The organism is Mycobacterium liflandii (genome assembly GCF_022354805.1).
GTDB classification, from domain to species: Bacteria; Actinomycetota; Actinomycetes; order Mycobacteriales; family Mycobacteriaceae; genus Mycobacterium; species Mycobacterium marinum.
Window position 1 is genome coordinate 3,437,872 of record NZ_CP023138.1, and the last position, 22,721, is coordinate 3,460,592.

A 22,721-nucleotide genomic window follows, 5' to 3' on the forward strand; every position below is an offset into this window, starting at 1 on the left:
GTCCAGATGTCGGCTGCGCCAAGTAGGTTGGCGGGGTGTCATTGGTGGATCTAGCGCTGCTTCCTTTTCGTATCGCGCGTAGCGTTGCCGAGGCCGTGGTGCCCGTGGGGCAACGTTCGCCGACACCCCCGGCCGAACTCATCGTGGTCGACGGGATGCCCGAGGGGGTGCCACCGGCCGCGCGACGGCCTGAGCCGACGCTTCCGGTACCGGCGGGATGGCCGTTCGGCGAGGAATTCCCGCGTACGTGTGGCGCCGCTCGCCTGGCCGGCGGGGCGCTGTTTTGGACCGACTTCATCTACGATGATCATGGCGCGACGGGTCTGCCGGTCGGCGATCTGAAGATCCAGGCGCCGCCGCGGGGCACTTACGTCTATCCCGATGGTCCCGCGGCCGGCAACGGCGCCGACATCTTTCGCGTGGCGATCGGGCTCACCGAGACGCACACCTGGTGGCGCGTCGACTGGAACACGCTGCAGGACGCCACCGTGCCAATCGCGCTGTTCACCTTCGACACCGATCGCAGCCGTAGCGCGTCAGCGGACTGGCCGGCTGGGGCCGGTGTGCGCTCGGAGGGCATCGACATGGCGCTGCTGATCTCGGGGCGCAGCGCCCGGCTGATCGATCTGGTCACGCACGTGCAGACTCCCGTCGAACACAGCGTCGACCTGCCGGCACGGTCGTTTCTGGCGCGGGTGCCGCGGTCGGTAGTGGAGCCGTCAGGGACTTGGACCGTTCGGCTGGCCGCCGGATTGGCCAACTCGGCGGGGGACGGGTTCGCCGACATGCCCGCCGAACGGGGTGCCCTGCCGGGCCAGCCCAACGTCTACAACGTGGCGTTTCGCACCCACAATCAGGAGCAGCCGCATCTGAACTTCTGGTCTGACGAGGCCCAAGCCGCCGCGCTGACCAGCGGTGACGTTTCGGAATTCGCGGTAGCCGTGGCGTGGGACCAGTTGGCAGGCCGAGAAACCGCACCCGAACCGGTGATCACCGGTCCCTCGACGCGCTGGTATGTGTCCTCGGTGGAGCTCGGGCAGGGTGTGGCTGCGGGAAACGTTCTGGACACCGATCCGCAGTTTCTGGGCCGGGTGCAGCCGTACTCGGTGTGCTTGCCCTCGACCTATGCTCCCAGCCGCGCGATGCCGCTTACCTTGCTGCTGCATTCGCTTGCGCTGGGGCAAAACCAGTTCGCTTCGATCGATCCGCACCTGCTGCACGAGGTTTGCGAAACCCGAGGCTCGGTGGTGGTCACCCCGCTGGCGCGTGGTCCGTCTACTTGGTACTTCGGCGCCGGTGAACTCGACGCGTGGGAGGTCTGGGCGCGGGTGGCCGAGCAGTTGGGGACCGATCCCAACCGCACGGTGGTTTCTGGCTATTCGATGGGCGGCTACGGCGCTTACAAGCTGGGCTTGACCTATCCCGAGGTGTTTGCCCAGGCAGTTGTGCTGGCCGGGCCGCCGACGTGTGGGGTGCGCCTGGTGCCCAACGTCGACATCCCGGCCGATTTCAACCTGGACTCGCCCTGCGCCCGGGAGGGCGATAGCTGGGAGCTACTGGGCAACGCGCGCTGGCTGCCGCTTGTGATCGCCCATGGCCTGCTCGACGAGCTGGTGCCGTTCCCGTCGGTGGCCGAGCAGGTGCTCGAGCTGGACCGCCTCGGCTACCGGCACCGATTTACCGTCTATCCGTTCGAAGACCACATCGCCTGGATCCTGCAGGACAAGTTCAACGATCCGATCGCGCACATGGGAACCGGCCTGCGCCAAGCGGATCCGGGGCACATCACCTTTGCGTGGTATCCGCAGTTGGTGCGGGCCGATTTGGGGATCGGGCCGCACCAGGTGTGGTGGTTGTCGGAGCTGACCGCCGACCCCGCGGTGACGGCGCGCCGCGGGGCCACCGCCGAGGTCGATGCCCGTTCCTATGCCCGACCTGACCCGATGCACAGCATTCGGCGCCATCGCGGTTTCGTTCCGCATTTCGATCCCACACCCGGGCTCTACACCGAGCTGGATTGGCAGGTGGGAGGGCCCGTGGACGAGCTGCCGTATCTCACCCTGCGGCTCACCGGGGTGGCCAGCCTGACCGTCGACGTCAAGCGCGCGGGGTTGGCCTCGCTGCCGTCATCGACGATTCAGGTGGCTACCGACACCGCCGCACAGATCACGCTTGGCGCGTTGCCCGCCGGGGTGGAGGTGAAGCTGGATGATCAGCCAGTAGGTACGACGGTGTCGGTTCCTATTGGGCGGCACAGTATTACGTTGACGCGTAGCTGACGCGTCGCGGCCGCTGATGGGTCGGCTAGCCGCCGGCGCAGCGGGCCTTCATTGTGGCGTCCTTGGCGTTGACGTCATCGGCCACGCGTTGTCTGCGCACCCCTTGCTAGGGGCTGTGGACTGGTGGCTGGTGCTCCCCACCAGTCGTCGCTAGATTTAGCGCGCAAAAACAGGGTGAATACCGCGACGCGGCGCTTTGGGCAAAAATCCGGGCGTGGCTCCGTTGTCGGTTGATCCCGAGGCGCTGTCGGGTGCCGGCAGTGCCGTGGCCGCCGCGGGCGATGCCTTGGCGGCGGCATTGAGCTCGCTGACCACGGGCTTTTCGGCCAACACCGGTCAGGATACGGCCGGCGAGGTGTTCGGGCTGGCTTATCAGGACGCGGCGGAGTCGTTGGTGAAAGCGGCGGGGGCCGGGATCAACGCTTTGCGCCACAACGGCGCCAAGATTCAGCTCTCCGCGTCGAACTACTCGGCTGCCGAGGCGGCCTCGACGCTGGGCGGGGGAGCCGGCGTCTTGCCTGCGCCGTCGGAACCGGCGCAGTTCACGGCTCCCGGAGCGCCGGGGACGCTAGGTTCCGGGGTGCTTGCTCCGGCGTTGTGGTCGGTGGTCGAGGCCTTCGTCGGTGACCTGTGGCCCAACGGGGATGTCGCGGGCTTGCACGCGGCCGCGGGGCACTGGCGCGACTTCGCGGCGGCCCTCAACGGCGTGCAGGGCGCACTGAACTCTCCGAAATCGGTGGTGGCCGGACAAGACATTCCCGAAGGCGTACAGATTCAGCAGGTCCTATCGGCAATCGGCTCCGATCTGGCCGGCGTGGGGGCACAGTGCCGGAAACTGGCCGGTGCACTCGACGACTTCGCCGATGAGGTGGCCGACACCCAGGACGCGATCCGGGATCTGTTGGATCGATTCGGGTCCGTCTCGGGGCTGTGGAATCAGGTGGTGGCCATTTTCGAGGGTGATGCGCTCGACGAGATCAAAGAGATCGCCGAGGACATCCGGGCCGTGCTGAGCAACCTGGGGCGTCAGGCCCGCGCTCAACAGCAGCTGATGCAGCAAGGGATGCAGGCCATCGACGGCTTGGTGGTGGGAATGCAGCGCTACGTGCGCGGTCAGCTCACCCAGTTCCTCGGTCAAGATGTCGGCAATCCACTGGCGACCGTGTTCGACGCCTACACCAATACGCAGGAAGGAGTTTTCAAAGCCGCTGTCGGGATGGTGGAAGGCATCGAGCAACTCAACCCGCAACGTTTCCTGATCGACCCGCAGGGGGCGGCGGAAACCTGGAAAGCCATGACCAAGACGGGATTGATCAACCACTTGCTCAACCCCGAGGAGGCAGTCGCCGCGGACAAAGAGATGGTCAAAGGGCTTCTGCACCTTGAGGATTGGCGCCGCGATCGGCCGGGACTGGGTTTCGGGGGAAACCTGTTCGACGTCGCGACACTATTTGTTCCGGGAGCCGGGGGAGCCGGCGCGGGTGCCAAGGGCGCTGCGGGAGCCGCGCGGGCAGCCGAGGTTGGTGGCGAGGCGGCCGATGCCGCTGCGGCAGCCGGTCGGGGTGGTCGACTGGCCGGTGAGGTTGGTGACCTCGCGGGCGCCGGCCGGACACTGGGCGACATCGGCAAGACCGGTCGTGGTCTGACCGAGGATCTGGCAAATCTGGGCGGTGATCTACCCAAGGCTGATCCCCCGTCGGCGGTCGCCCGGTGGCCCTGCCGCCCCCGAAGCCGGCAGGTGCCCCGATCGAGCCGACGCCGCGTCCAGTGGAATCGGTGCCACCCGGCAAGCCGGCCCTCGAGGCGCCTTCCGGGGCGCCCGGTTCGGTCGTCCCTGGCAGGTCCGAACCTGCGTTCGGCCCGCATGACCCGGCATCGGCGCCAGTGGCCGGATCTCATCCAGCAGCAACGGCGGTGACGCCGGGTGAGCGGGTGTCGCCGGTCACCCCGCACGTGGGTGAACCGGCACGAGCGCCGGGTGTTCCCGTCGGCGCTGCCGCTGGGCCGGTACCTGCTGGCGCGCATTCGGCACCGGCCGCAATACCGGCCGCGCCCGGGGCCCACGTGATGACCGGCGCGGGTCGCCCGGCTGAGCTATCAGCGCCGCACGGCGGTGTTCCACACGGGCTTGGCGACGCCGGTCCGTCCGGGGGACATCCGCACGGATTGCCCCGCACGGCGGTGGTCCACATGGACCGGGCGACGCGTCCCACGGCGCTCGCCACGCTGAACCACCGCGCGACGGCACGGCTCATGGGACTGCAGATGGAGGTGATGCCCACGGGGACGATGTGTCAGGTCACGGATTGAGCGCGGAGAAGCCAGGGCTCCGGCGTTGTTGATTAGCAGGCTTGTGAGCTGGGGAATTGTGGATTGAGGAGGTCTAGGCGGCGGTTGGCGGTCAAAGGGGTGATCCGGCAGGCTTCGGTGATGTTATCGGCGCCGTTGAGGCGGTGCAGATTGATCGCGGTGTTGCGTAGCGTTGCTAGGACCTGTGCGCCGTTTCCGGTATGTGCCCTTTGACGGTCTTCGTCGAAGGTGACGTCGCGTATCCAGTGCAGGCTGTTCTCGATTCCCCAGTGTTGACGCATCCAGGTCATGATCGCGGTAGGGCGGGCGTGCTCGAACGGCAGGCTGCAGATGGCATAGACCACCTCCACGCTGCGCTGGTCGGTGGCGGTGATCAAGCGTTCACGAGTGATCCGGATGATTTGTTTTGCGTAGGGGAAGCCGATTCCTCGTGCAGCGGTGATGATTTGCAGGGTGCGGGTCTCGACACGGCCGTGGCCGCGGGAGTCGTCGGTAGCGGCTGCGGGCACCTCGGCCCAGGGCAGCGCGGTGATACGCGCAAGTATTTTGGCTTGGTTGGACTTGACGATCATCAGGTAGTGCGACTTCAAGGTGGCGCAGATCAACTTCGCGGTGACGACCTGGGTATGCATCGCATCCACGGTGACCAGCCACCGCAAGCTACCCGGCAGCAGCGTGAGCAGGGCACGTACGCAGGGAATTTCATTGCTTTTCTCGGCGACAGCGAGTTGACCGAGCACCAATCGGGCACGGTGGGCGAACACCGACACGAGATGCGTGGCTGTCGCTTTGGCGCGTAAAGCACCACGCAGCATCTTGCCGTCCAACGCGATCGGCACCAATCCACTGGGGTCGCTGCTGGCCACGTGTGCAGTGAAGTAACTGCCCATCCTGGCGTTGAGGTCGGCGGGGTCTAGCCGAGACAAAACAGCGCGGAAGGTCTTCTCACTGGGCCGCCGGAACCGGACCCCTAATTAGGCCAACACATCATCGGGAGCGGTGGCCGCCCATGTGGCAAAACCAGCATAGCCGCGCATCCCCGCGGCAGTGGCCAGAACCGCGATCGCCAACAAAGCCATCAGCGAATACCTCCGACCGCGTGGGTCCCTCGGGTCTGGCACCGAGGCCAACACACCGAGAAACTCCGATCCGATGAGCTCGCTGCGCTCACCAGGACTCCAGCGGTCGAACACCTCTGGAACCGACGACACAGGCAATACTGAAACGGTAGGCACGGGCAACTCCAGACCAACGACGAACAGTAACCAACTCGATCGTTCTCCAGATAGCCCGTGCCTACACTCCGGCCCCAATAGCGCGGCACCAAAGATCATCAACCCAGCTCACAAGCCTGCTAATCAACAACGCCGGAGCCCTGGCGCCGAGGCAAAGCGTGCTGCGTTCCTGGCCCCCGACGCCTGCGCCGGCGCCACCTAACCCGCCGTCCAACAACACGGGTCCATCTCTGTTGCCATCGATCAACGCGCGCCGCCGGGCATACCGGGAGGTTCGTCACGGTGACGCTCAGCTGGTGTGCCGACGAACGCCGGGCTTGGTGTGCGCTGGCGTGCACACCCCGAAAGCACCACAGGCCTCACAATCCACAGAAGCACCACAAGTTCGCCGAGTCGGCGCAAGCCTTGGGAGAGCGAACATTCCGCTGACGTCGGTAAACATGCGCGGTGACGAAAATCCCGCCCGACACGGACTGGGCCGACACCAGAGATGTCGCCGTCTTGCCCTATGTTGAGGCGTCCGACCAACTACAGATCGAGGACGCAGATGCACGACGACAACGCGGGACTGTCGGCGACCGAGCTGCTCGATCTCAATCGCGACTTGCAGGGCTCTCGCGCCATTCGCCTGCTCGCCACCACCAACCTCAGCCTTTACGCGACGCTCATGGAGCGCCACCTCAGCGACGGGGCGCTGCCTGAGACCGAGCTCGTCGTACAGCTCGAGCGCGACCTCGAAGACGTCAACGATCCGCAGCCCGGGCTCGCCCTGATCAAGTCCTGGGCCGCGCAGGGCTGGCTGCACCGCATCGTCGACGAGCGCCACGGCCAGAATGTCTGCTATCTGACCCAGGACGCTCGCCGGGCGCTGGACTTTCTCCGCGGCTTGCGTCGCCAGGACACCATCGCCACCGGCGGCTCGATTACGGGCATCGCCGCGCGCCTCAAGCAAGTGGCCGTCAAAGTGGATAACGACCCCGCCCGGATCCGCAAACACATCGAAGCCGAAATCGCCGCGCTCCACGAGGAGCTTGACCAGCTCGATGCTGGCCAGCGTCCCCAAACCGATGTCACCGACTGCTACGACGAGGCCCGCGCGATCGCCCTGCAGATGGAACGCCTGATCACCGATATCGGCCAGTACGGCACGATGATCGAGCGGGCTACCTCCGCCCTCGATGAACCCATCGATTCCAACGCTGAGTACCGCGACCGCCAACGCCAGATGTACAGCGACTACCAGGCCGCATGGGACTCCCAGGGCCGCGACTCCCACCGCGCCTTCCTGCGCATGATCAACGACCCCGACCAACGCGCCGAGTTCGAGGCCGACGTCGCCGCCGTCGCCGAAGCCCTGCCCAGCCTCGACCCGGCCCTGCGCAAGGTCATGGCCGGCTTCTTCGAGCTCGTGGGCCATCAGATCGACGAAGTCGAGCGCATCCAGCAGCGCTGCGCCCAGCGCGTCAAACGCTTCACCGCGTTCGGCACCATGGAACAGAGCCGCGGTGTCGCCCGCCAACTCAACGAAGCCATCGCTGCAGCCCGCGCCCTGCTCAAGTCGTCGTTCACCGACTCACGCCTGGACATCGAGGTCCCGCTGGCGCGGCACGCGATCAGTTCCGTCGGTGCCCTCGGCTTCCGGATCGGCGACCTGTCCAACCCCAAGCCCGCCAAACCCGGCGACACCGAGGTCGACCTCACCAGCTTCGCCGCCTTCACCACCCAGGTCGACGCGCCCGCGATGTCCGACATGCTCAACCACGCGATCACCGCGGGGCTTGTCGCGCTACCCGACGCCGTCGCCATGCTCGACACCGCCTACCTGGGCCACGTCATCGTGCTGTGGTCCTGGGCCCTCAAACAGCCCAACCCCGACACCGCCGAGTCGACCGCCGTCCGCTTCCGCTCCCTGGACGGCCGTGACCTCGAAATCGCGGTACCTCGTTTGACATTTACCGAGCCCATCAACACCATCGCCGGAGCCAGCACGTGACCCTCCAAGACGATGAAGTCGACATCGACTTCTCCTCACTCCCTCAGGTCGACCAGAATGCCCGCCCACCGGTTCAGCGCCGGCCGCGCTTCGACGGCGACGTCTCCGAACTGCCCGACCGGGCCTGTTGGGCCCTGCAGCACCTGCTTACCCGCCGCTACATCAGCGCCGAAGCCGACGCCGACGTCTACAGTTGGGTGCTCGAATACCGCAAGGACCTGGCCGTCCGGCTCTCCGAACTCGACTTGCTGCTGCGCATCGTCGACGCCGCCGATGTCGCTTTTGTCGAACAGGCCCGCTACGAGTCTGCGAGGGGAATCAAGCTTTTACGCCGCGAGCCGCTCGGCACCTATGACTCGATCCTTGCCCTGCACCTGGCCCAGATGATGCGTGCCTCCGGTGGGCAGACCGTCCTGATCAGCCGTGAGGAGATGCACGGCCTATTCTCCGGGGTGCTCAACGACACCGACCGCGACGCGGTCTCGTTCGCCGGCCGCATCGACGGCGCCATCGCCCGGCTGACCGGCCTAGAGATCCTGCGCAAGACCCGCGACGACGAGGACAGCTACACGATCAGCCCCGTCATCACCGCCGTGATGACTGCCTCGGTGATCACCGAGCTGCAGCAGCAGTTCGAGCAGCTGCTCAACGGCGGTGCGCCAGCAGAGGAAGAAGAACCCGAAGGTGACTGAACAGTTCCACCTGTCTCGGCTGCAGGTCATCAACTGGGGCGTGTTCGACGGCTACCACTCGATCCCGTTCAGCGTAGGCGGCGCACTCATCGCTGGAGCCTCCGGCAGCGGCAAATCGTCACTGCTGGATGCGATTTCGCTGGGATTCCTGCCGTTCAACCGCCGCAACTTCAACGCGTCCGGAGACAACACCGCCGCCGGGTCCAGCGCCGGGCGCCGCACTGTCGACAAGTACGTCCGCGGCGCCTGGGGCCAGCGCAGCGACGGCGGCACCAGCCGGGTGATGTATCTGCGCGGCGACGGCACCGCCTGGTCGGCCGTGGCCGTCACCTACGCCAGTGACTCCGGCCGCACCGTCACCGGCCTGGTGCTCAAATGGCTGACAGGCGAGTCCCGCAACGACTCGTCGAGCCGCTTCGTACTCGGTGACGGTGACCTCGACATCGAGGAAGTCTGCAACCGCTGGGCCTCCGGCCGTTTCGACGCAGGAGTCTTCAAAGAAGACTGGCGGTTTTCCACCAAGGTCGAATCGCAGTACCTCGCCCAGCTCTACGCGGCGATCGGGATTCGCGCGTCCGACGCCGCCCAGCAGCTGCTCGGTAAGGCCAAGTCGCTGAAAAGCGTTGGTGGGATAGAGCAATTCGTCCGCGAATTCATGCTCGACGAACCCGACAGCCTGGCCCGGCTGCCCGAGGCGCTCAAGCAGATCGACCCCCTGGTCGAGGCTCGCGAACTGCTGGCCGTTGCGCAGAAGAAACGCAAGATCCTGGGCGACATCGAACAGATCCAGCAGCGCTACGCCTCGGAGTCCTCCGACCTCGGCATCATCGACCTCGTCGACGCGCCGATGGTGCGCGCCTACACCGACCACGCCCGGCTTGCGCAATGTCCCGCCCAGATCGCCACGCTCGACGGCACCGTCGACCAGCTCGAAAACGAATACGAGGACGTTACCCGCAGCCTCAATCTGGCCAAGGCCGAGGCGGATTCGCTCAACGCGCAGATCAGCGGTTCCAGCGCGAACATCGCTCCGCTGCAATCGCAGGTCACCGCCGCCGAGACCCAGGCCGAGCAGGTGGAGCGCCGCCGAACGACCTACGAGGACATGCTGGCCGCCCAGGGTATCGAAATACCCGACACCGCAGACGAGTTCTGGAACCTTCGCGAGGAACTGCTCGCGCAGGCCACCGAACTGCTCGCCAAGGTCGAACGAAACCGAGAGGCATCCACCGACGCCGAGTACGCGCAGAAGGCTGCCCGCATCGCCCGCGACGATGTCGCCAAGGAGCTCAAGCGCGTCGAACACGTCGGTTCGGCGCTGCCGGAGTTCGCGCTCGCGATGCGCGACCACATCTGCGCTGCAATCAAAGTCGACGCCGCCGAGCTGCCCTACATCGCCGAACTGCTGGATCTCAGGCCCGGCCAGACCCGCTGGCGCCTCGCTGTCGAGAAGGTGCTGCGCGGGGTGGGCCTGCGGCTACTGGTGCCCGACCAGCATTGGGAGAAGGTGCTGCGGTTCGTCAACGAGACCGACATGCGGGGCCGACTGCAGCTGCACCACGTGCGGGCGAAGTTCCTCGGCGCCGAACCTGCTGCGCCCGAGCCGAACACGTTGGCGGGCAAGCTTTTCCCCGTCGATCCGAAGCATCTTTGTGCCGCCGAAGCTGTCGACGTCATCACCGGAGCCGGCGACCATGTGTGCGTTGATACTCCCGACGTATTCTCGCGGTTCCGCCGCGCGGTCACCGACACGGGGCTGTACAAGGACTCCGACCGGCTGGCCGTCAAGGATGACCGGCGACCGGTCAAGCTGTCCGAGTACCTCTACCAGGGCGACGTCACCGCGAAGATCAACGCGCTGACCGTCGAGCTGGCGGCCGCCGAGGAGGCCTATCAGAAGGCCCGCCGCACCGCCGACGACATCGCCGCCCAGCGCCAGCAGTGGCGCGACCGGGCGGCGGCGTGCAAGGCGATCTGCGAGCAATACCCGCAGTGGAGTCAGATCGACACCGAGACCGCCGACGGGCATGCCGAGCGGCTGCGCGAGCAGTACGAACTGCTGATGGCCGACAATCCCGACATCGAGGCGCTCAACGCCCGCGCCGACGAATGCTGGTCGCAGATTCAGAAACTGATGACGCGCCGCGGCGCGATCCACACGCGCCGCGACAGCCTCGACGAGCGGCGCACCCGGCTGCTGGAGCTCCAGGAGCGGCTGTCCCCGGCGTTCGTGTCCGAGCCGTTGACAGAGCTGCTGCAGCGCTACGCCGCGCAGCTGCCCGTCGCGCTAGAGCTGCTTGACCCGGAACCTCACCGCGATGCGCTGTTCGCCGCGATCAAGAAGGAACGTGAACAACTGCGTGAAAGCCGCCGTCGTTCCTATGACGAATTGGCCCGTATCCTGAACACGTTCGACACGTCGTTTCCCGATGCGATTCCGAATGACTCCGACGATTTTGACGAGCGTGTGCACGATTACGTCGCGCTGTGCCGCCACATTGACGAACGCGAACTTCCCGAAGCCTACGAGCGGATGATGCGGCTGGTCACCGAGCAGGCGCCCGATGCGATCCTCACGCTGCACCGTGTCGCCGAGCAGGAGGCGCGACGGATCAGCGGCCAGATCGACCGCGTCAACACGGGTTTGGCGGCGGTGGAGTTCAACCGTGGCACCAGGCTGACGTTGCGGGCGACCCCGCGGCACCTGGTAGCGGTGGATGAGCTGACCCAGATCGTGCGGTCCATCTCGCGGCGCATCGCCGAGGTCGGGCTGGGCGACAAGCAGGCGATCCTCGACCAGTACGCCGAGATCCTCCGACTACGCAACCGGCTGGCCTCCACGGCGCCGGAGGACAAGGCGTGGACGCGCGACGCGCTCGACGTGCGCAACCGGTTCACGTTCGACTGCGCCGAATGGGACGTCGACACCGAGGAACTGATCCGCACGCACAGCAACGCCGGCGACAACTCCGGTGGCGAGCAGGAGAAGTTGATGGCGTTCTGCCTCGCCGGCGCGCTGAGCTTCAACCTGGCCAGCCCCGAAAGTGACAACAACAAGCCGGTTTTCGCGCAGCTGATGCTCGACGAGGCGTTCTCGAAGTCCGACCCCCAATTCGCGCAGCAGGCGCTGCACGCATTCCGCAAGTTCGGCTTCCAGCTGGTGATCGTCGCGACGGTGCAGAACGCCACCACCATCGAGCCCTACATCGACAGCGTGGTGATGGTGTCCAAAACCGAACCCACCGGCGGCAACGCGCGACCGGTGGCGTCGGTGGCGACCAGGACGATCTCGGAGTTCACGTCGCTGCGACAAGAGATGCGCAAGACGGCGGAACGAGTACCAGCCGGGGTGTGAGGCACACCGGACTGGTTCGGTGGCTGGTTGTGGCGCTCCGCGGATCTTCACGCATCGGTCTGCGCGCAAACCGGGTCGAACGCTGACGCCGCGTCGTTACTCGTTGCCGTCCGTCTTCTCATCGGAGATATTGCGTCCGATTTCGTTGCGATCAGGGAGCAGGATTCGCCGCGTCGATCGGGTGACCACGGGTGGTTTGCCGTCAACGGATTTGACCGGGACGCTCGGCGGAACCGTCAAGCGGCCTTTGACCGGCTGGCCATTGGGCACGCCCGGGGCGGTCACCCGCTTTTCGGCCGGCTTTTCCTTGCTGCCCCCGGTGCCGCCGGCACCCATTGCACCCGGCGGCATCATGGGCATGCCGGTCGCCCCCATCGGTGTGGAGCTCGACGGTGTGCCACTCGTGGACATCATTGATGCGGGCTTGGTCGGCGCCCCGGCAGGAGTAGTGGGCGGCGATGACGTCGGCACCGGCGGCGGGCCCAGATAGCCCGTCGGGATGGTGCCACCGCCACCGCCTCCGCCGCCTGTGCCGAGCTCACCAGCTCCGCCGCCGCCAAGACCGGGTTCGCTTTCAAGACTGTCGACCAGCCTGGCCCCGTCCGCGGCCTCCAAGCCCTCAACGCTGGCGGATTGCTGAAGCGCGCCCATCAGCGGCTGCAGCGCGCCCTGCCCGGCCTGCAGCGCCTGCTGGGGTATTTGCGTCAGCGGGCCGAGCACACCGCCGAGCGCACCGCTGAGCGCACCGCCGATACCCGATGCCATCTGCGGGATCATTTGGGCCATTCCGTCGGCGCCCACGCCTTGGAACTGTTGGGCGGCATCGGCCTCATTCGCCGGGAACTTCGCCGCGGCATCGGCCGCGTGGGCTCGGCGATCGGCATCATCGGCGGCGATCTCGCCGTTTATGGGTCCCAGATCGGCGTTGGTGGCCATGCCAAATCCCGCCATCGCAGCATCAACCGGTGACGTTCCGCCAGGGTGGACAGGTCCGGGTGCCAGCGGTATCGGCGCCGGCATGCCTGTCGCGTGGCCATAGCTTTCCGGAACGGAGTTGATGGTCATGTGGGTCTCCTCATTGACATCGCCGCCATTGCCCAGGCTAGGTGATAGTTCGCTGCCGTGCGGTTGCCGTCGATCAGGGCGTCAATGGCTGCCAGCAGCATCCAATCGGTGGCCTCGGCCAAATCATGGTGCGGGTATGCCGCAAGAACCGAACGGTGAATGTCGCTGGCCCTGTCGCGCAGCAACTCCGCCTCGTTGTCCGGCACCCCGTAATTGCGTGCGGCGGCCACCGCCACCACCTGCGCAACCCGGGGCAAGCCGTCGCGGCGACGCACGTGCTCGGCCAGCGTTGGCCCGAGTTCGTCGATCTCGGGAGCGATCCGCGCCGCGCGGTCCCCGGCCAGTTTCGGCGCGTCTCTTCCCGGCTCGCCAATGTAGCCGTGCGGTTGGTGCACTGCCGAGATGGTGACCGCACCCAGCAAGTCGGCCGCGCCGATATCACTGCGCCGCGTGGCCGGTTCCAGCAGGGTCACGTGCGAGGGCAGCCGAACATGGGGTGGAATCCAGCCGCCAGCAAGGTCGGTGACCAGCAGCGTGGTTCGTCCGTCGTCGCGTAGTCCGGCGGCCCACGATAGTCCCGGTTCTTGACGGGCCACCGCATCGACGATGCGACGCAAGCGTTGCTGCTCGGCAGATCGTTTCGCTGAGTCGCCAGTCACCGCCCCGGTGGTGGCAGCGGCTGTCGCGCCGGCCATCGACGTCGGCCCGCTCGTAGTTTGAGCCTGGGCGGCATCGTGGGCGGCGGATTTTGCGACCGGTGACACCATCGACCCACCGGCGGACGGTGACGATGAGGGTGAGGCCACCGGCGCGCCTGACACTGGGCCGGTCGGTGCTGAAGGGACGGCTGGCGGCGCAACGGTCGGTGGACGCAGATCAGAGCCGTAGGCGGGCAGCGGCCCCGCGGGCGCCCCGACCGCCGGTGCTACCGATCCAGTGACAGGGCCGCCGGCCATCATCGGGGCTACGGTCGTCACGCCGCCGGTCATGTCGCTGGTCGGTGGTGCCACAGGCGGAGGGCTTGTGGGGGCCGCACCAAGGCCTGCGTCTGGAACATGGGTGAAACCCGCACCAGTGGCTGGGACGGTCGAGGGGGGTATGAGCGGCGCCGCCGGAGGAGCGGTCGTCGGGGGCGGGGGCTCAGTGGCCGCGGTCATTGCGCCGGCAGATATGGAGTTCGCACCGGCTGCCGCCGGGGCGCCCGTCGACATTCCATTCGTAAAAGACTGAGCCAGGGACTGTGGCGATAAGGGGGGAGCAGACGCTGCAGGTGTCGAGACGCCGGGGATTGATGGGCCTCCGAAGCCGACTGCGGGGGCACCGGGCTGGAGGGGCGAGGGGGCGGGGGTGAAGCCAGTCGGCGACGCTGGTGCGCCTGGCAGTCCCCGAATAGCTCCACCAAACGTTGTGTCTCCTGGTGAAGGCGTAGGCGCTACCACAGCAGAAGTCGAAGAACCGTGGGACGCAAGGGCTCCGCCGACAGTTGACGATGGCGGTGGCTCTGGCGCAATCTCGTTAGGGGCCGATGCGTCCTGCAGAGCCAAACCTAACGTTGATGATTCGGGCGGGGTGTGCGGTGGGGAATCCAGGTCGTTTTGGGTGATTGGGAGTGTCGGTGGTGGGCCGTCGATGTCCGCGCCAAGCTGACTCAGCCAGGTTCGCGCATTGCCGCCGATGGTTGCATCGAGTACCCGCTGCGTCGCGTCTATGATGTTGGACATCGTCGTTGCTGCCGCGTTGGCGGCTTCGCTGTTTCTCTCAGCGATAACGGCGTTCACCGCAGCAACTTTTGCTTCTGTTGGCCCTTTGCCGGACAGAATTCGGTCAGTCTCATCATTGCCCGAATGAGCGATGTCGCGCAGCCGATCACGCAGGTTGTTGACTGCATCGACTACACGGCCGCTCTGGACACTCTTAGTATCGCACTGGTCGCCGATAGCGGTGAGACGTTGTTCGCCCCGCCAGTAACGGTCCATTAGGTCGTCGGCGGTGCGGCCCTGATTTACTGCTAATTGCGATCGTTCGTTCTGGAGATCGCGCGCCTCGTTATGCTTGATTGCCCCCGCCCCGCGCCAGTAAGTAGCACCGGTCGCGGGTGCGTCTGGCAATGCGGGCCACCAAGCGCCGACCAGCCATGCAGACCACTTGCCGGGTGGTAGGTCAGCCCCCACCACAGGTCGCCCTCATTTCCGCATCCTTGGCGATGACGTCGTCGGCCGCTGCCCGCCATGCAGGATCGCCACGTCCAGTCGAAAAGCTCGCTACGGCATTTGCATTGGTGTAGGCCTCGGCCAGTGCAAAGGCGGCGTCGCGCTCGTCGGGAGCCAGCGCTGGGGCCGTACGCAGTGCTTGCTCCAACATCACCGCGCCATTCACACCAGTTACGCGGGCGAGCGCTGGATCGCCGCCATTGGTGTCAATCTGCACAGAACGCGCAGCCAGCTTGTACACCTCACACAACTTCTGATGCGCTGCGGCGTCTCCTCAGCTGTATATGTCGGCGAGGCTGTCGTTGTTGGGGCCGCGGCGGATCCTGCGTTCCCTGGGCGCGTGAGTGCCACAACTAGTGCTGCGGCCCCGAGCACAACACCCACTATGGCGATGATGGCCAGGGCGACGAGTGGCCACGTGCGCGGGCTTGCTACCGGCTGGGGAGGATAGTTCGGTACCCATTGCGCGGCGGGTGAGGGGTTAGTAGTCACGCCACAAGGCTATTCGTTGCCGTAAATGTGTTGCCGTGAGTGGAGCATGGGTCATCGTTGATGACCTTCGCGAGGATGCGTCGGCGGTGGTGGTAGCCAGAATCGAGCTGATATGTCGTCAGCCATGATATGAGCCTCCCGTCGCTGGCGCTGACCTTGCGGTCCAATCGTGGATTGGATAGGCGCATCGGGCAACTCACCTGCCCGTGTGGAGATATCGGCGGGTGGGTCTGCCGCACTGATAGGCGACAGTTTCGGCTACGCGGCCTGGGTGGCGCGACTGATCATGATTGCTTCGAATCTGACGGGGGCAACCGGCCGAGAGCGACTTGCCGACGGCGGCGGTCGTAGGTGCGTTTCGGTCCAGGTAGCGATCGCGATGCGCAGGTGCTCGCGGGTTTCCCAGCGGCGGCGACCGAGCACGTTCTTTCGCAGGAGGCTGAAAAACGACGCCATAGCGGCGTTGTCGCCGGCGGCCTGGACGCGACCCATGGCGCCGACCGTGCCGACCATGTCGTGGCGGGCCAGAGCGTGGACGAATGTATTGCTGCGATGGTGGCTACCCCCGTGGATCGGTTGATTGTGCTGGCAACGCGGCCGTGGCGCCCCTTTTGTCGCCGTTTGAGACCGGGGGGAATACCGGTTCTAGCGCCGCACGTGAGAATTCCGCGCGTTGCTCCGCTGACGGTGAATCCAGAGGGACGCCGAGTAAGACGGCAACGGCCGACAGGGCACCTTCCGGCCATGTCTCGGAGCGAGGTGGGGCCTGCCGTTCGGGTAGCGGGTGGTCGTCGTGGCCTGGGTGAGGCCATTCCTGTCGCGGCCGATTCCCACTCTCGTGGCTGTTGGGCTGGCGACGATGTCGAGGACAGATGTGGTTGCCACACCTCCAGGAGTGCGGGAGGGGCCCGATGCTTCCGCAGTCCCTTCTCCGGAGTGCAGGAGCATCGAGTGAATGGCGACAACTCATGCCGTAAGGCAGAATTCGCGCGTGGCTCCTTCGGCGTCGACTCCGTAGGATGTCCACCGCGGGTGGCCCGGGTGGCTGCCGAAGAGTCGTCATCAGCGGCGCTACGAGGCAGGAGCCGGTACGTTTTCGCCGATATGGATGACCCAAAACCCCGGAGGGTGCAGTGCAGCTTCGCTACATAAGTATCCCTCTGCTGATCGCCGAAGCCGGTGGTGATCCGTGGGCGATAGATCAAAGCCTCCAAGCGGGTCGCCCGGCGCAGATTTCGGACCTGGGGGGGCGTTTCATGCTGCCGGCCGGTGCACCGCGGAGGCGGACGCCGCGTTTGATCAGGCCCGGCGCCGCTTCGAGGAAGCCTGGAATCGGCAGAACGGCGAGCACCCGATCAACGACTCCGCTGAGGTGCAGCGAGTTGCCCAGTCGCTGGGCGCCCAGTCCCTGGAATTACCCAAGATCGGGGTGGATCTGGAAAACATCGCCGCCGCTTTGGCCGAGGTGCAGCGATCCTCGAGTGGGAAGATCGCTGGACTCGAGGGTCAGCTGCGGCAACTCGATGATGAGATCGGCCAGGCAGTGATGCTTGAGAGAAACCACCAGCTCACCGCTGAGGACAAGGCAGCACTGGATGCTTTCATGCACGCGTGCGAAGACGACGCGATTCGCGACACCCAGGCTGCCCTGGCTGAGCTGAATTCGATCCGCGACGGGTATTCAAATTTCCTGAGAACCGCGGAGAAAAGTCTGGCTGTCGACGGGTTCGACCCCGCTCGGATTTGGGGCGCCGACAATCACGAGCCGGAGTCGGCTGAACAAGCTGAACAAGACGTCCATGATGCACTCGCTGGTGACCAGGGTGCGGCTGGACGAGTCAATGCTGTACTGGGTTCTATCACCCCCGATCAGTTGGCGGGCAAGGTTCCGTTGACCGCCGAGCAGGCCTCGGTGTTGAGCCAGTTGCAAGCTCAAGAACACGGCATGTCCGTTGAGGCGCTCGCGGCCGCAGAGCAGCGCCTGGGCGCACAAAGGGGCATGATCGCCGATTCTTGGCAGCTGATGAGCAACCCGAATATGAGCTTCCCCAAGACTCCGCTGACCGTCGGGGCCAAGCAGGGTTCCGACACGGTAAAAGGTGGTGTTACGCAATTGCCTGAAAGCGTCCAGCAGGCGTTGAATTCGCCGGGAGCACTCTTCACACATCAAATGAACGACATCGCCGGTATCGTCAAGGACGGGGACAAGGGCTTTCAGACGAATACCGAGCTGGATCGCGCAATGATTCACAAGGCATCGGTCATGTTGGACACGCCGATCTGGCATGCCGACCCTGCCAGCCAAGGCCAAGACGTCGAACGCGATCCCGTTCTAGACCCGGCGGTCTCCAATGCCCTCTCGGCGGTCTCGCCGGATCACCAGGTGGTGCATGACACCATCACCGGAGCCGACCACGACAAGTTCCTGGAAAACATCACCCACCATTACTGGAAGGACAACGGCCAAGGTGTTGGGTCGCTGTTTTCCTGGACGGGAGACCCTGCGGTGGTGCAAGGTCCGCAGGAAGGGATCGCCGCCGACACCGCCCACGCCTACAGTTCATACATCGGCAACAACCAGCAGGAGTTGCTGCACCTTCCGGGGAACCACACCCTTGGCCAGGTGAACCCGAACCTGGTCCGCGATATGGCCCACGGGCTGGGGCCCTACGTCAACAACATCGCCGAGACATCTGGGGGATTACCGGGATTCGGTGATCCGCTGGACGGCAAAACCCTGTCTGGTGCGCTGCCGGTGGCCAAGGGTGTCTTCTCGGTGCTGAGCAGCGACAACGAGGCGGCCCAGTACTTCAACGGCCAGGCATACGCGCAGGCCGTGCTTCACGAGGGCGCCTTTGCCGCTGATCCCACGCATTCGGGTTACAACCAGCATCTGTACGACGCCGCGACGTTGCGGGCGCTGGTCGACGTCGGGGCCCACAACGGGTTTCAAGCCAACGAGGACAATGGTTATCACCAGGATGTCTCGGAATACCAGTCCAAGAAATCGGCATATGAAACGGGCTTACAAGGTCTCACCGCAGCTGGTGGCTTTGTCCCCGGGGTCGGCCGCATCGCTGGTCCTACCATCGGCGTCCTGGGCCAGAACCTGGAAAATGGCATCCTCGGGCCAGCACCGACCGCGCCGACCGAAAATCCGATACAGCCCATGTCTTTGGGCATGGCCGACCAGGAGATCCTCAACGCCATGCTCGGAACGGGACATACCGTCACCGGGTTGCCGCCCGGTTACATCGTCTACGACGACGACCACCCCAACGGGCGCATCGCGACGCTGGAAGAACTTGAGCCGCAAGGCATTACCCCCGGTCAATACAGCAACGTCATTGGTCCCGCTTTGTCGCAGTCGCTCGAACCCAGGCCTCCCAGCGAGAGCTTGTCCCCGGATGCGGCGTTGGTCAGCCGCTACGACGATATCGTTGGTGTCCCGCACCCCGATCAGGGCAGGAAGTGATGCGAATCCGACCCGAGTTGCGAACCATCGCAGCGTTTTTGGCGGTTGCTGTGCTGTTGGTCGGCGGATGCGGTTCGGGTGGGCGCTCGGGTGAGGGTCCGGCCAGTACGTCTGCGGTGGCGCCGGCGGGCTGGCCTGCGGCGCTGGACGATTTCACTATGGTGTGGACGGCCGAACCCGGTATCGACGTGACCGCGTGGCCCGCGGTGGTGGTGCGTGCCTACACCGAGTCGTTCCTGCTGGCCTCCATCACCCGTGATGACAAGTATCTTTATCCGGGTTTTGCGCAGTCGGTTGATCCCAACAAATCCATCCACGATCCGATCAGCACACAGTTTCTGTGGCCCAAGACCGACGACCCGCGGGAGCCTCGGTGGGTGGGCACCCAGCGCGATCACATTCTGTCGGTGACGACATCCGGCCGCGACGTGACGGTAATAGTCTGCGAATACACGTTCGGCGTCGCCAGTGAAAGCTATTTGCGTGGAGGATGGTGGCGCGCGCATGTTGTAGGGCCAGAACCGTATTCGGGTATCGATAAGATGCGGATCACCATGACCGCTCCTGTCAAGCCTGTTGCGCCGCTGCCCGCCCAGCAGGGACCGGCGCGCGCGCCGTCGATCGATGTTTTCGCCGGTTGGAGGATCACCAGCCGCCAGGGTGGGTGGTTCGTCGCAGCTGGAGTGGGGTCGGACTGGCCGGGTGCTGCCGAAGACAGAGACACCTGTCTCGCGAAGGCGCCCCCGCACCCCGACCTTGTGCCCGGCGAGGAATATGACCGGTCGTTGTTTCCGACCCTGCCGGCGTCTCCCGGCTGGCCGTCAACGAGCGCGAATGCATGAGAAGGTCAAGCCTCGCAGCGTTTTTGGGGTGAAGGTTCGACGAGTACGCCTGCGGCGCCGCCGCGGGTTGGCCTGCGGCGCTGGACGATTTCACCCTGGTGTGGACGGCTGAACCCGGTATCGACGTGACCGCTTGGCCCGTTGTGGTGGCGTGCGTGTGCACCGATGAGTCCGGTTCGGTTGAGGTAGGGCCACTGAGCTGAGACGACGGGACGGTGGCGCCCAAGGCGGAGAAGACAGTTCCGGGACTACCGAGGTCGGCTCAGAACTCCGCTTACACCTTCCAACCGTCCTTGCAACACTTCGACAACATCTCTCGATGTCGGCGCGCTGGCGTGTCAAGGTAGCGCATGCCCGGCAGCCGATGGATGAAGGGCGCCGTCGTCATCGGCGTGTTCGGGGTGGTGTTGACGACCATCCCGCCGGTGGCCGCCGACACCTCCGGGGTGGTGGCTCCGCCCTCGCCAACCGCGCCGTGCGACGCCATCAGCCCCATCGCGGTCCCGTGTGTTGCGCTCGGCAAGGCCACCGATGCGTTCGGCGCCGAATGCCGCCGGGTCGGCATAGCCGACGCGCACTGTGTTCTGCCATTGGCGCACAAGGTAACTCAGGCTACGCGGGACGCCTACCTGCAATCTTGGGTCCACCGCGTGGCGCAGTTCCAGTACGCGCTGCAGGACGAGTTGCCGCTACGGCAGGCCCAGTGGCTGGGCACCCACAACTCGTTCAACAGCCTCAGCGAGTCTTTCACGCCCTCGCATGCCGACTCGAACCAACAGCTTTCGCTGGCCCAGCAGCTCGATATCGACGTCCGTGCGCTGGAGTTGGACCTGCACTACATCCGGCGGCTCGACCTCGTCGGCGGACGTGGGGTGACGGTGTGTCACGGGCTCGGACCGGACAAGGCCAACCTGGGCTGCACCACCGAACCGGCCTTTGGCAACGTGTTACCCGAAATCGCCAACTGGCTCGGCACGCCGGCACATTCCGATCAGGTCATCCTGCTCTACCTCGAAGACGAGTTGAAGGACGCGCGCGCGTACGCCTCGGCGGTTGGCACCCTTGACGGTGTCTTGCGTCGTCCGGACGGCAGCAGCCTCATCTACCGACCCAACCCGGCCCAGCGCGCCGCAGACGGCTGCGTGCGGCTGCCGCTTAACCTGTCGCGCAATGACGTTCGCGCATCTGGTGCACAGGTTGTGGTGGTCGGCTCGTGTGCATCCGGGTGGGCGTCGGATGTTTTCAACTGGGACGGTGTCGAGGTGGAGAAGGGCTCCACCTCCGGCTACCGGGCCTATCCGGCTTGCGACGCCACCTACGGCGCGGGCACCTACGCCTCCAGACTGGTCCGCTACTACGAGGACTCCACTTTGGTCTCCGCCCTGGTCAAACCGACCCGGCCGCCGACGGATCCGGAAGCACTCGCACCGGCGAAAGCCAAAGCCATGATCGACTGCGGCGTCAATCTGTTTGGCTTCGACCAGCTGCTGCCAGAGGACGGACGGATCCAGGCGTCGCTGTGGAGTTGGGCACCAGATGAACCTCGCGCCGGCGCCGGCGAGTGCACCTTGCAGGACCGGGACGGACGTTGGGTGTCGGCGCCGTGTACCGACGCGCACCCCGCGGCCTGCGTGACCGCGGCGGGAACATGGGCGGTGACCTCGACGGCCGTCACGTTCGCGGGTGCTCCGTTGGCCTGCACCGCCGCTGGGGCCGATTTTGCACTGCCCCGATCCGGTGATCAGAACGCCCGGTTGCACGCCGTGTCCAGCTTGGTCGGGGGTGCGTGGGTGCGATACACCCTCTCGCCGGGAACCTGACGCGCGCAGGGTGGTCAGCGGCCCTAACGGCCAAAGAATCCCGATTGCTCCGTGCGGGTGTTGATGGCGCCGGAATCGTACTTGCCGGAGTTCATGAAACCGGAGTTGTAGCCACCGCTACCCGAGTTGAAGAAGCCAACGTTGGAACCGCCGCCGCCAGCGCCCACGCCGGACCCCGCCACGCCGCCGACACCAGGTTCGCGATCGATGAGCGGAAAGACTGCGCCGCCGCGCCCAATTCATCGGACAACCCAGCCCAGGCCGCCGACGCCTGCAACATCGGTCCCGAACCCGCGCCGGAATAGATCAACAATGAATTGATCTCAGGCGCCCGCATAACGTAATTCATTCCCAGTGAAGCCTTCCCCCGTGCACACCGATGCGAGTCGCCAATTCGGCGATCACGAAAGCCCATTTGCCGCAGGGGCAGAAACTTGGTTTCCGAAATCCGGGCTGATCCGCTCACGAACTGCGTCTGACAGTCGCCGGTGGTTTCTGAGTGACCCCCGCGTCATGACGACGTCGCCGGGGGAGCGGGCTAGTCGCCGCGGTCAAGTAGCGACGAGGACCCCAGCACCCGCTGGATCTCGACTTCGATGACCACCCGTCGCGGGTTGGGCCGGGGGGTGCGATAGCGCTGTGCGTAACGCAATTCCGCGTCACGCACGGCGTCGAGGTCGTTGTTCACCAGGGCATTGCCTTCCAGTGACAGCCACCGCGCACCATCCACTTGGCTGAGCACCGCGATCCCGCCCCGGTCGGCGTTGACCGCCTTCTGGGAACCGCCGGTGGTGATGACGCGTGCGATGTGGGTGTGGGGATCGAAGGTGAACCCCACCGCCACCACGTGAGGTGAGTTGTCGGCCCGTAGCGTGGTCAACATGGCCAAATGGCGCTCGGAGAGAAACGCCAGCGCGTCATTGGTAAGCCGGGTAGTCGTCTTGGCCATCGCT

The 22,721-nt window shown here is 65.6% G+C and carries 11 protein-coding genes and 6 pseudogenes; 9 read left to right on the top strand and 8 right to left on the bottom strand.

The features are described from left to right. Window positions 1-35 precede the first annotated feature (35 nt). The 3 genes from CKW46_RS15495 to CKW46_RS15505 all read left to right on the top strand — a co-directional run bounded on the left by CKW46_RS15495 (window position 36) and on the right by CKW46_RS15505 (window position 4,589). Window positions 36-2,279: an alpha/beta hydrolase-fold protein gene (locus CKW46_RS15495; protein ID WP_482053335.1), complete on the top strand. Its 2,244-nt coding sequence runs from the start codon at window positions 36-38 to the stop codon at window positions 2,277-2,279. A gap of 214 nt (window positions 2,280-2,493) precedes the next feature. Continuing rightward, a complete protein-coding gene (locus tag CKW46_RS15500; RefSeq protein WP_499017962.1) occupies window positions 2,494-4,197 on the top strand; it encodes a WXG100-like domain-containing protein in 1,704 nt (567 codons plus the stop codon). Beyond that, a complete protein-coding gene (locus CKW46_RS15505; RefSeq protein ID WP_499017964.1) occupies window positions 4,194-4,589 on the top strand; it encodes a hypothetical protein in 396 nt (131 codons plus the stop codon). Before CKW46_RS15500 ends, CKW46_RS15505 begins: the two co-directional genes overlap by 4 nt. Window positions 4,590-4,621: 32 nt before the next feature. On the opposite strand, the pseudogene CKW46_RS15510 reads toward CKW46_RS15505, so the two are convergent. Then, a pseudogene (locus CKW46_RS15510) lies at window positions 4,622-5,824 on the bottom strand (ISAs1-like element IS2404/ISMul1 family transposase). Window positions 5,825-6,371: 547 nt separating this feature from the next. On the opposite strand from CKW46_RS15510, the gene CKW46_RS15515 reads away from it, so the two are divergent. Genes CKW46_RS15515 through CKW46_RS15525 form a run of 3 tightly spaced genes read left to right on the top strand, consistent with a single transcriptional unit; the run spans window position 6,372 to window position 11,864 of the window. Further along, window positions 6,372-7,817, top strand: a complete 1,446-nt coding sequence (locus tag CKW46_RS15515) for a DUF3375 domain-containing protein (RefSeq protein WP_015355678.1) — start codon at window positions 6,372-6,374, stop codon at window positions 7,815-7,817. Continuing rightward, window positions 7,814-8,509 (top strand): DUF4194 domain-containing protein, encoded by a 696-nt coding sequence (locus CKW46_RS15520; protein WP_015355679.1) that lies wholly within the window; start codon window positions 7,814-7,816, stop codon window positions 8,507-8,509. Before CKW46_RS15515 ends, CKW46_RS15520 begins: the two co-directional genes overlap by 4 nt. Next, window positions 8,502-11,864: an ATP-binding protein gene (locus tag CKW46_RS15525; protein WP_482053337.1), complete on the top strand. Its 3,363-nt coding sequence runs from the start codon at window positions 8,502-8,504 to the stop codon at window positions 11,862-11,864. The genes CKW46_RS15520 and CKW46_RS15525 overlap by 8 nt, the downstream gene beginning before the upstream one ends. Window positions 11,865-12,644: 780 nt before the next feature. On the opposite strand, the pseudogene CKW46_RS15530 reads toward CKW46_RS15525, so the two are convergent. The 4 genes and pseudogenes from CKW46_RS15530 to CKW46_RS15545 all read right to left on the bottom strand — a co-directional run. Further along, window positions 12,645-12,749 (bottom strand): annotated as a pseudogene (locus CKW46_RS15530) (hypothetical protein); the annotation flags it as partial. 176 nt (window positions 12,750-12,925) lie between these two features. After that, window positions 12,926-15,100, bottom strand: a complete 2,175-nt coding sequence (locus CKW46_RS15535) for a DUF5631 domain-containing protein (protein ID WP_482053421.1) — start codon at window positions 15,098-15,100, stop codon at window positions 12,926-12,928. After that, a pseudogene (locus CKW46_RS15540) lies at window positions 15,090-15,541 on the bottom strand (hypothetical protein). The gene CKW46_RS15535 and the pseudogene CKW46_RS15540 overlap by 11 nt, the downstream one beginning before the upstream one ends. Before the next feature lie 374 nt (window positions 15,542-15,915). Then, window positions 15,916-16,195: pseudogene (locus tag CKW46_RS15545) on the bottom strand (integrase core domain-containing protein); the annotation flags it as partial. A gap of 569 nt (window positions 16,196-16,764) precedes the next feature. Here CKW46_RS15545 and CKW46_RS15550 point away from each other — a divergent pair. The 3 genes and pseudogenes from CKW46_RS15550 (at window position 16,765) to CKW46_RS15560 (ending at window position 21,768) form a co-directional block, all read left to right on the top strand. Further along, a pseudogene (locus tag CKW46_RS15550) lies at window positions 16,765-19,106 on the top strand (putative alpha/beta hydrolase). Beyond that, a complete protein-coding gene (locus CKW46_RS15555; protein ID WP_015355684.1) occupies window positions 19,106-19,948 on the top strand; it encodes a hypothetical protein in 843 nt (280 codons plus the stop codon). The pseudogene CKW46_RS15550 and the gene CKW46_RS15555 overlap by 1 nt, the downstream one beginning before the upstream one ends. A 350-nt stretch (window positions 19,949-20,298) precedes the next feature. Next, the gene (locus CKW46_RS15560) at window positions 20,299-21,768 is read left to right on the top strand and encodes a phosphoinositide-specific phospholipase C-related protein (protein WP_482053338.1); all 1,470 of its coding nucleotides are present in this window, start codon (window positions 20,299-20,301) and stop codon (window positions 21,766-21,768) included. Window positions 21,769-21,791: 23 nt separating this feature from the next. Here the strand turns inward: CKW46_RS15560 and CKW46_RS15565 are convergent, their stop codons facing one another. The 3 genes and pseudogenes from CKW46_RS15565 to CKW46_RS15575 form a co-directional block, all read right to left on the bottom strand. Beyond that, complete coding sequence (locus tag CKW46_RS15565) at window positions 21,792-21,950, bottom strand: hypothetical protein (protein ID WP_231507077.1); 159 nt, start codon at window positions 21,948-21,950, stop codon at window positions 21,792-21,794. Beyond that, window positions 21,938-22,117 (bottom strand): annotated as a pseudogene (locus CKW46_RS15570) (PPE domain-containing protein); the annotation flags it as partial. The gene CKW46_RS15565 and the pseudogene CKW46_RS15570, both read right to left, overlap by 13 nt. Window positions 22,118-22,306: 189 nt before the next feature. After that, complete coding sequence (locus CKW46_RS15575) at window positions 22,307-22,717, bottom strand: F420-dependent biliverdin reductase (RefSeq protein WP_012394745.1); 411 nt, start codon at window positions 22,715-22,717, stop codon at window positions 22,307-22,309. Window positions 22,718-22,721 lie beyond the last annotated feature (4 nt).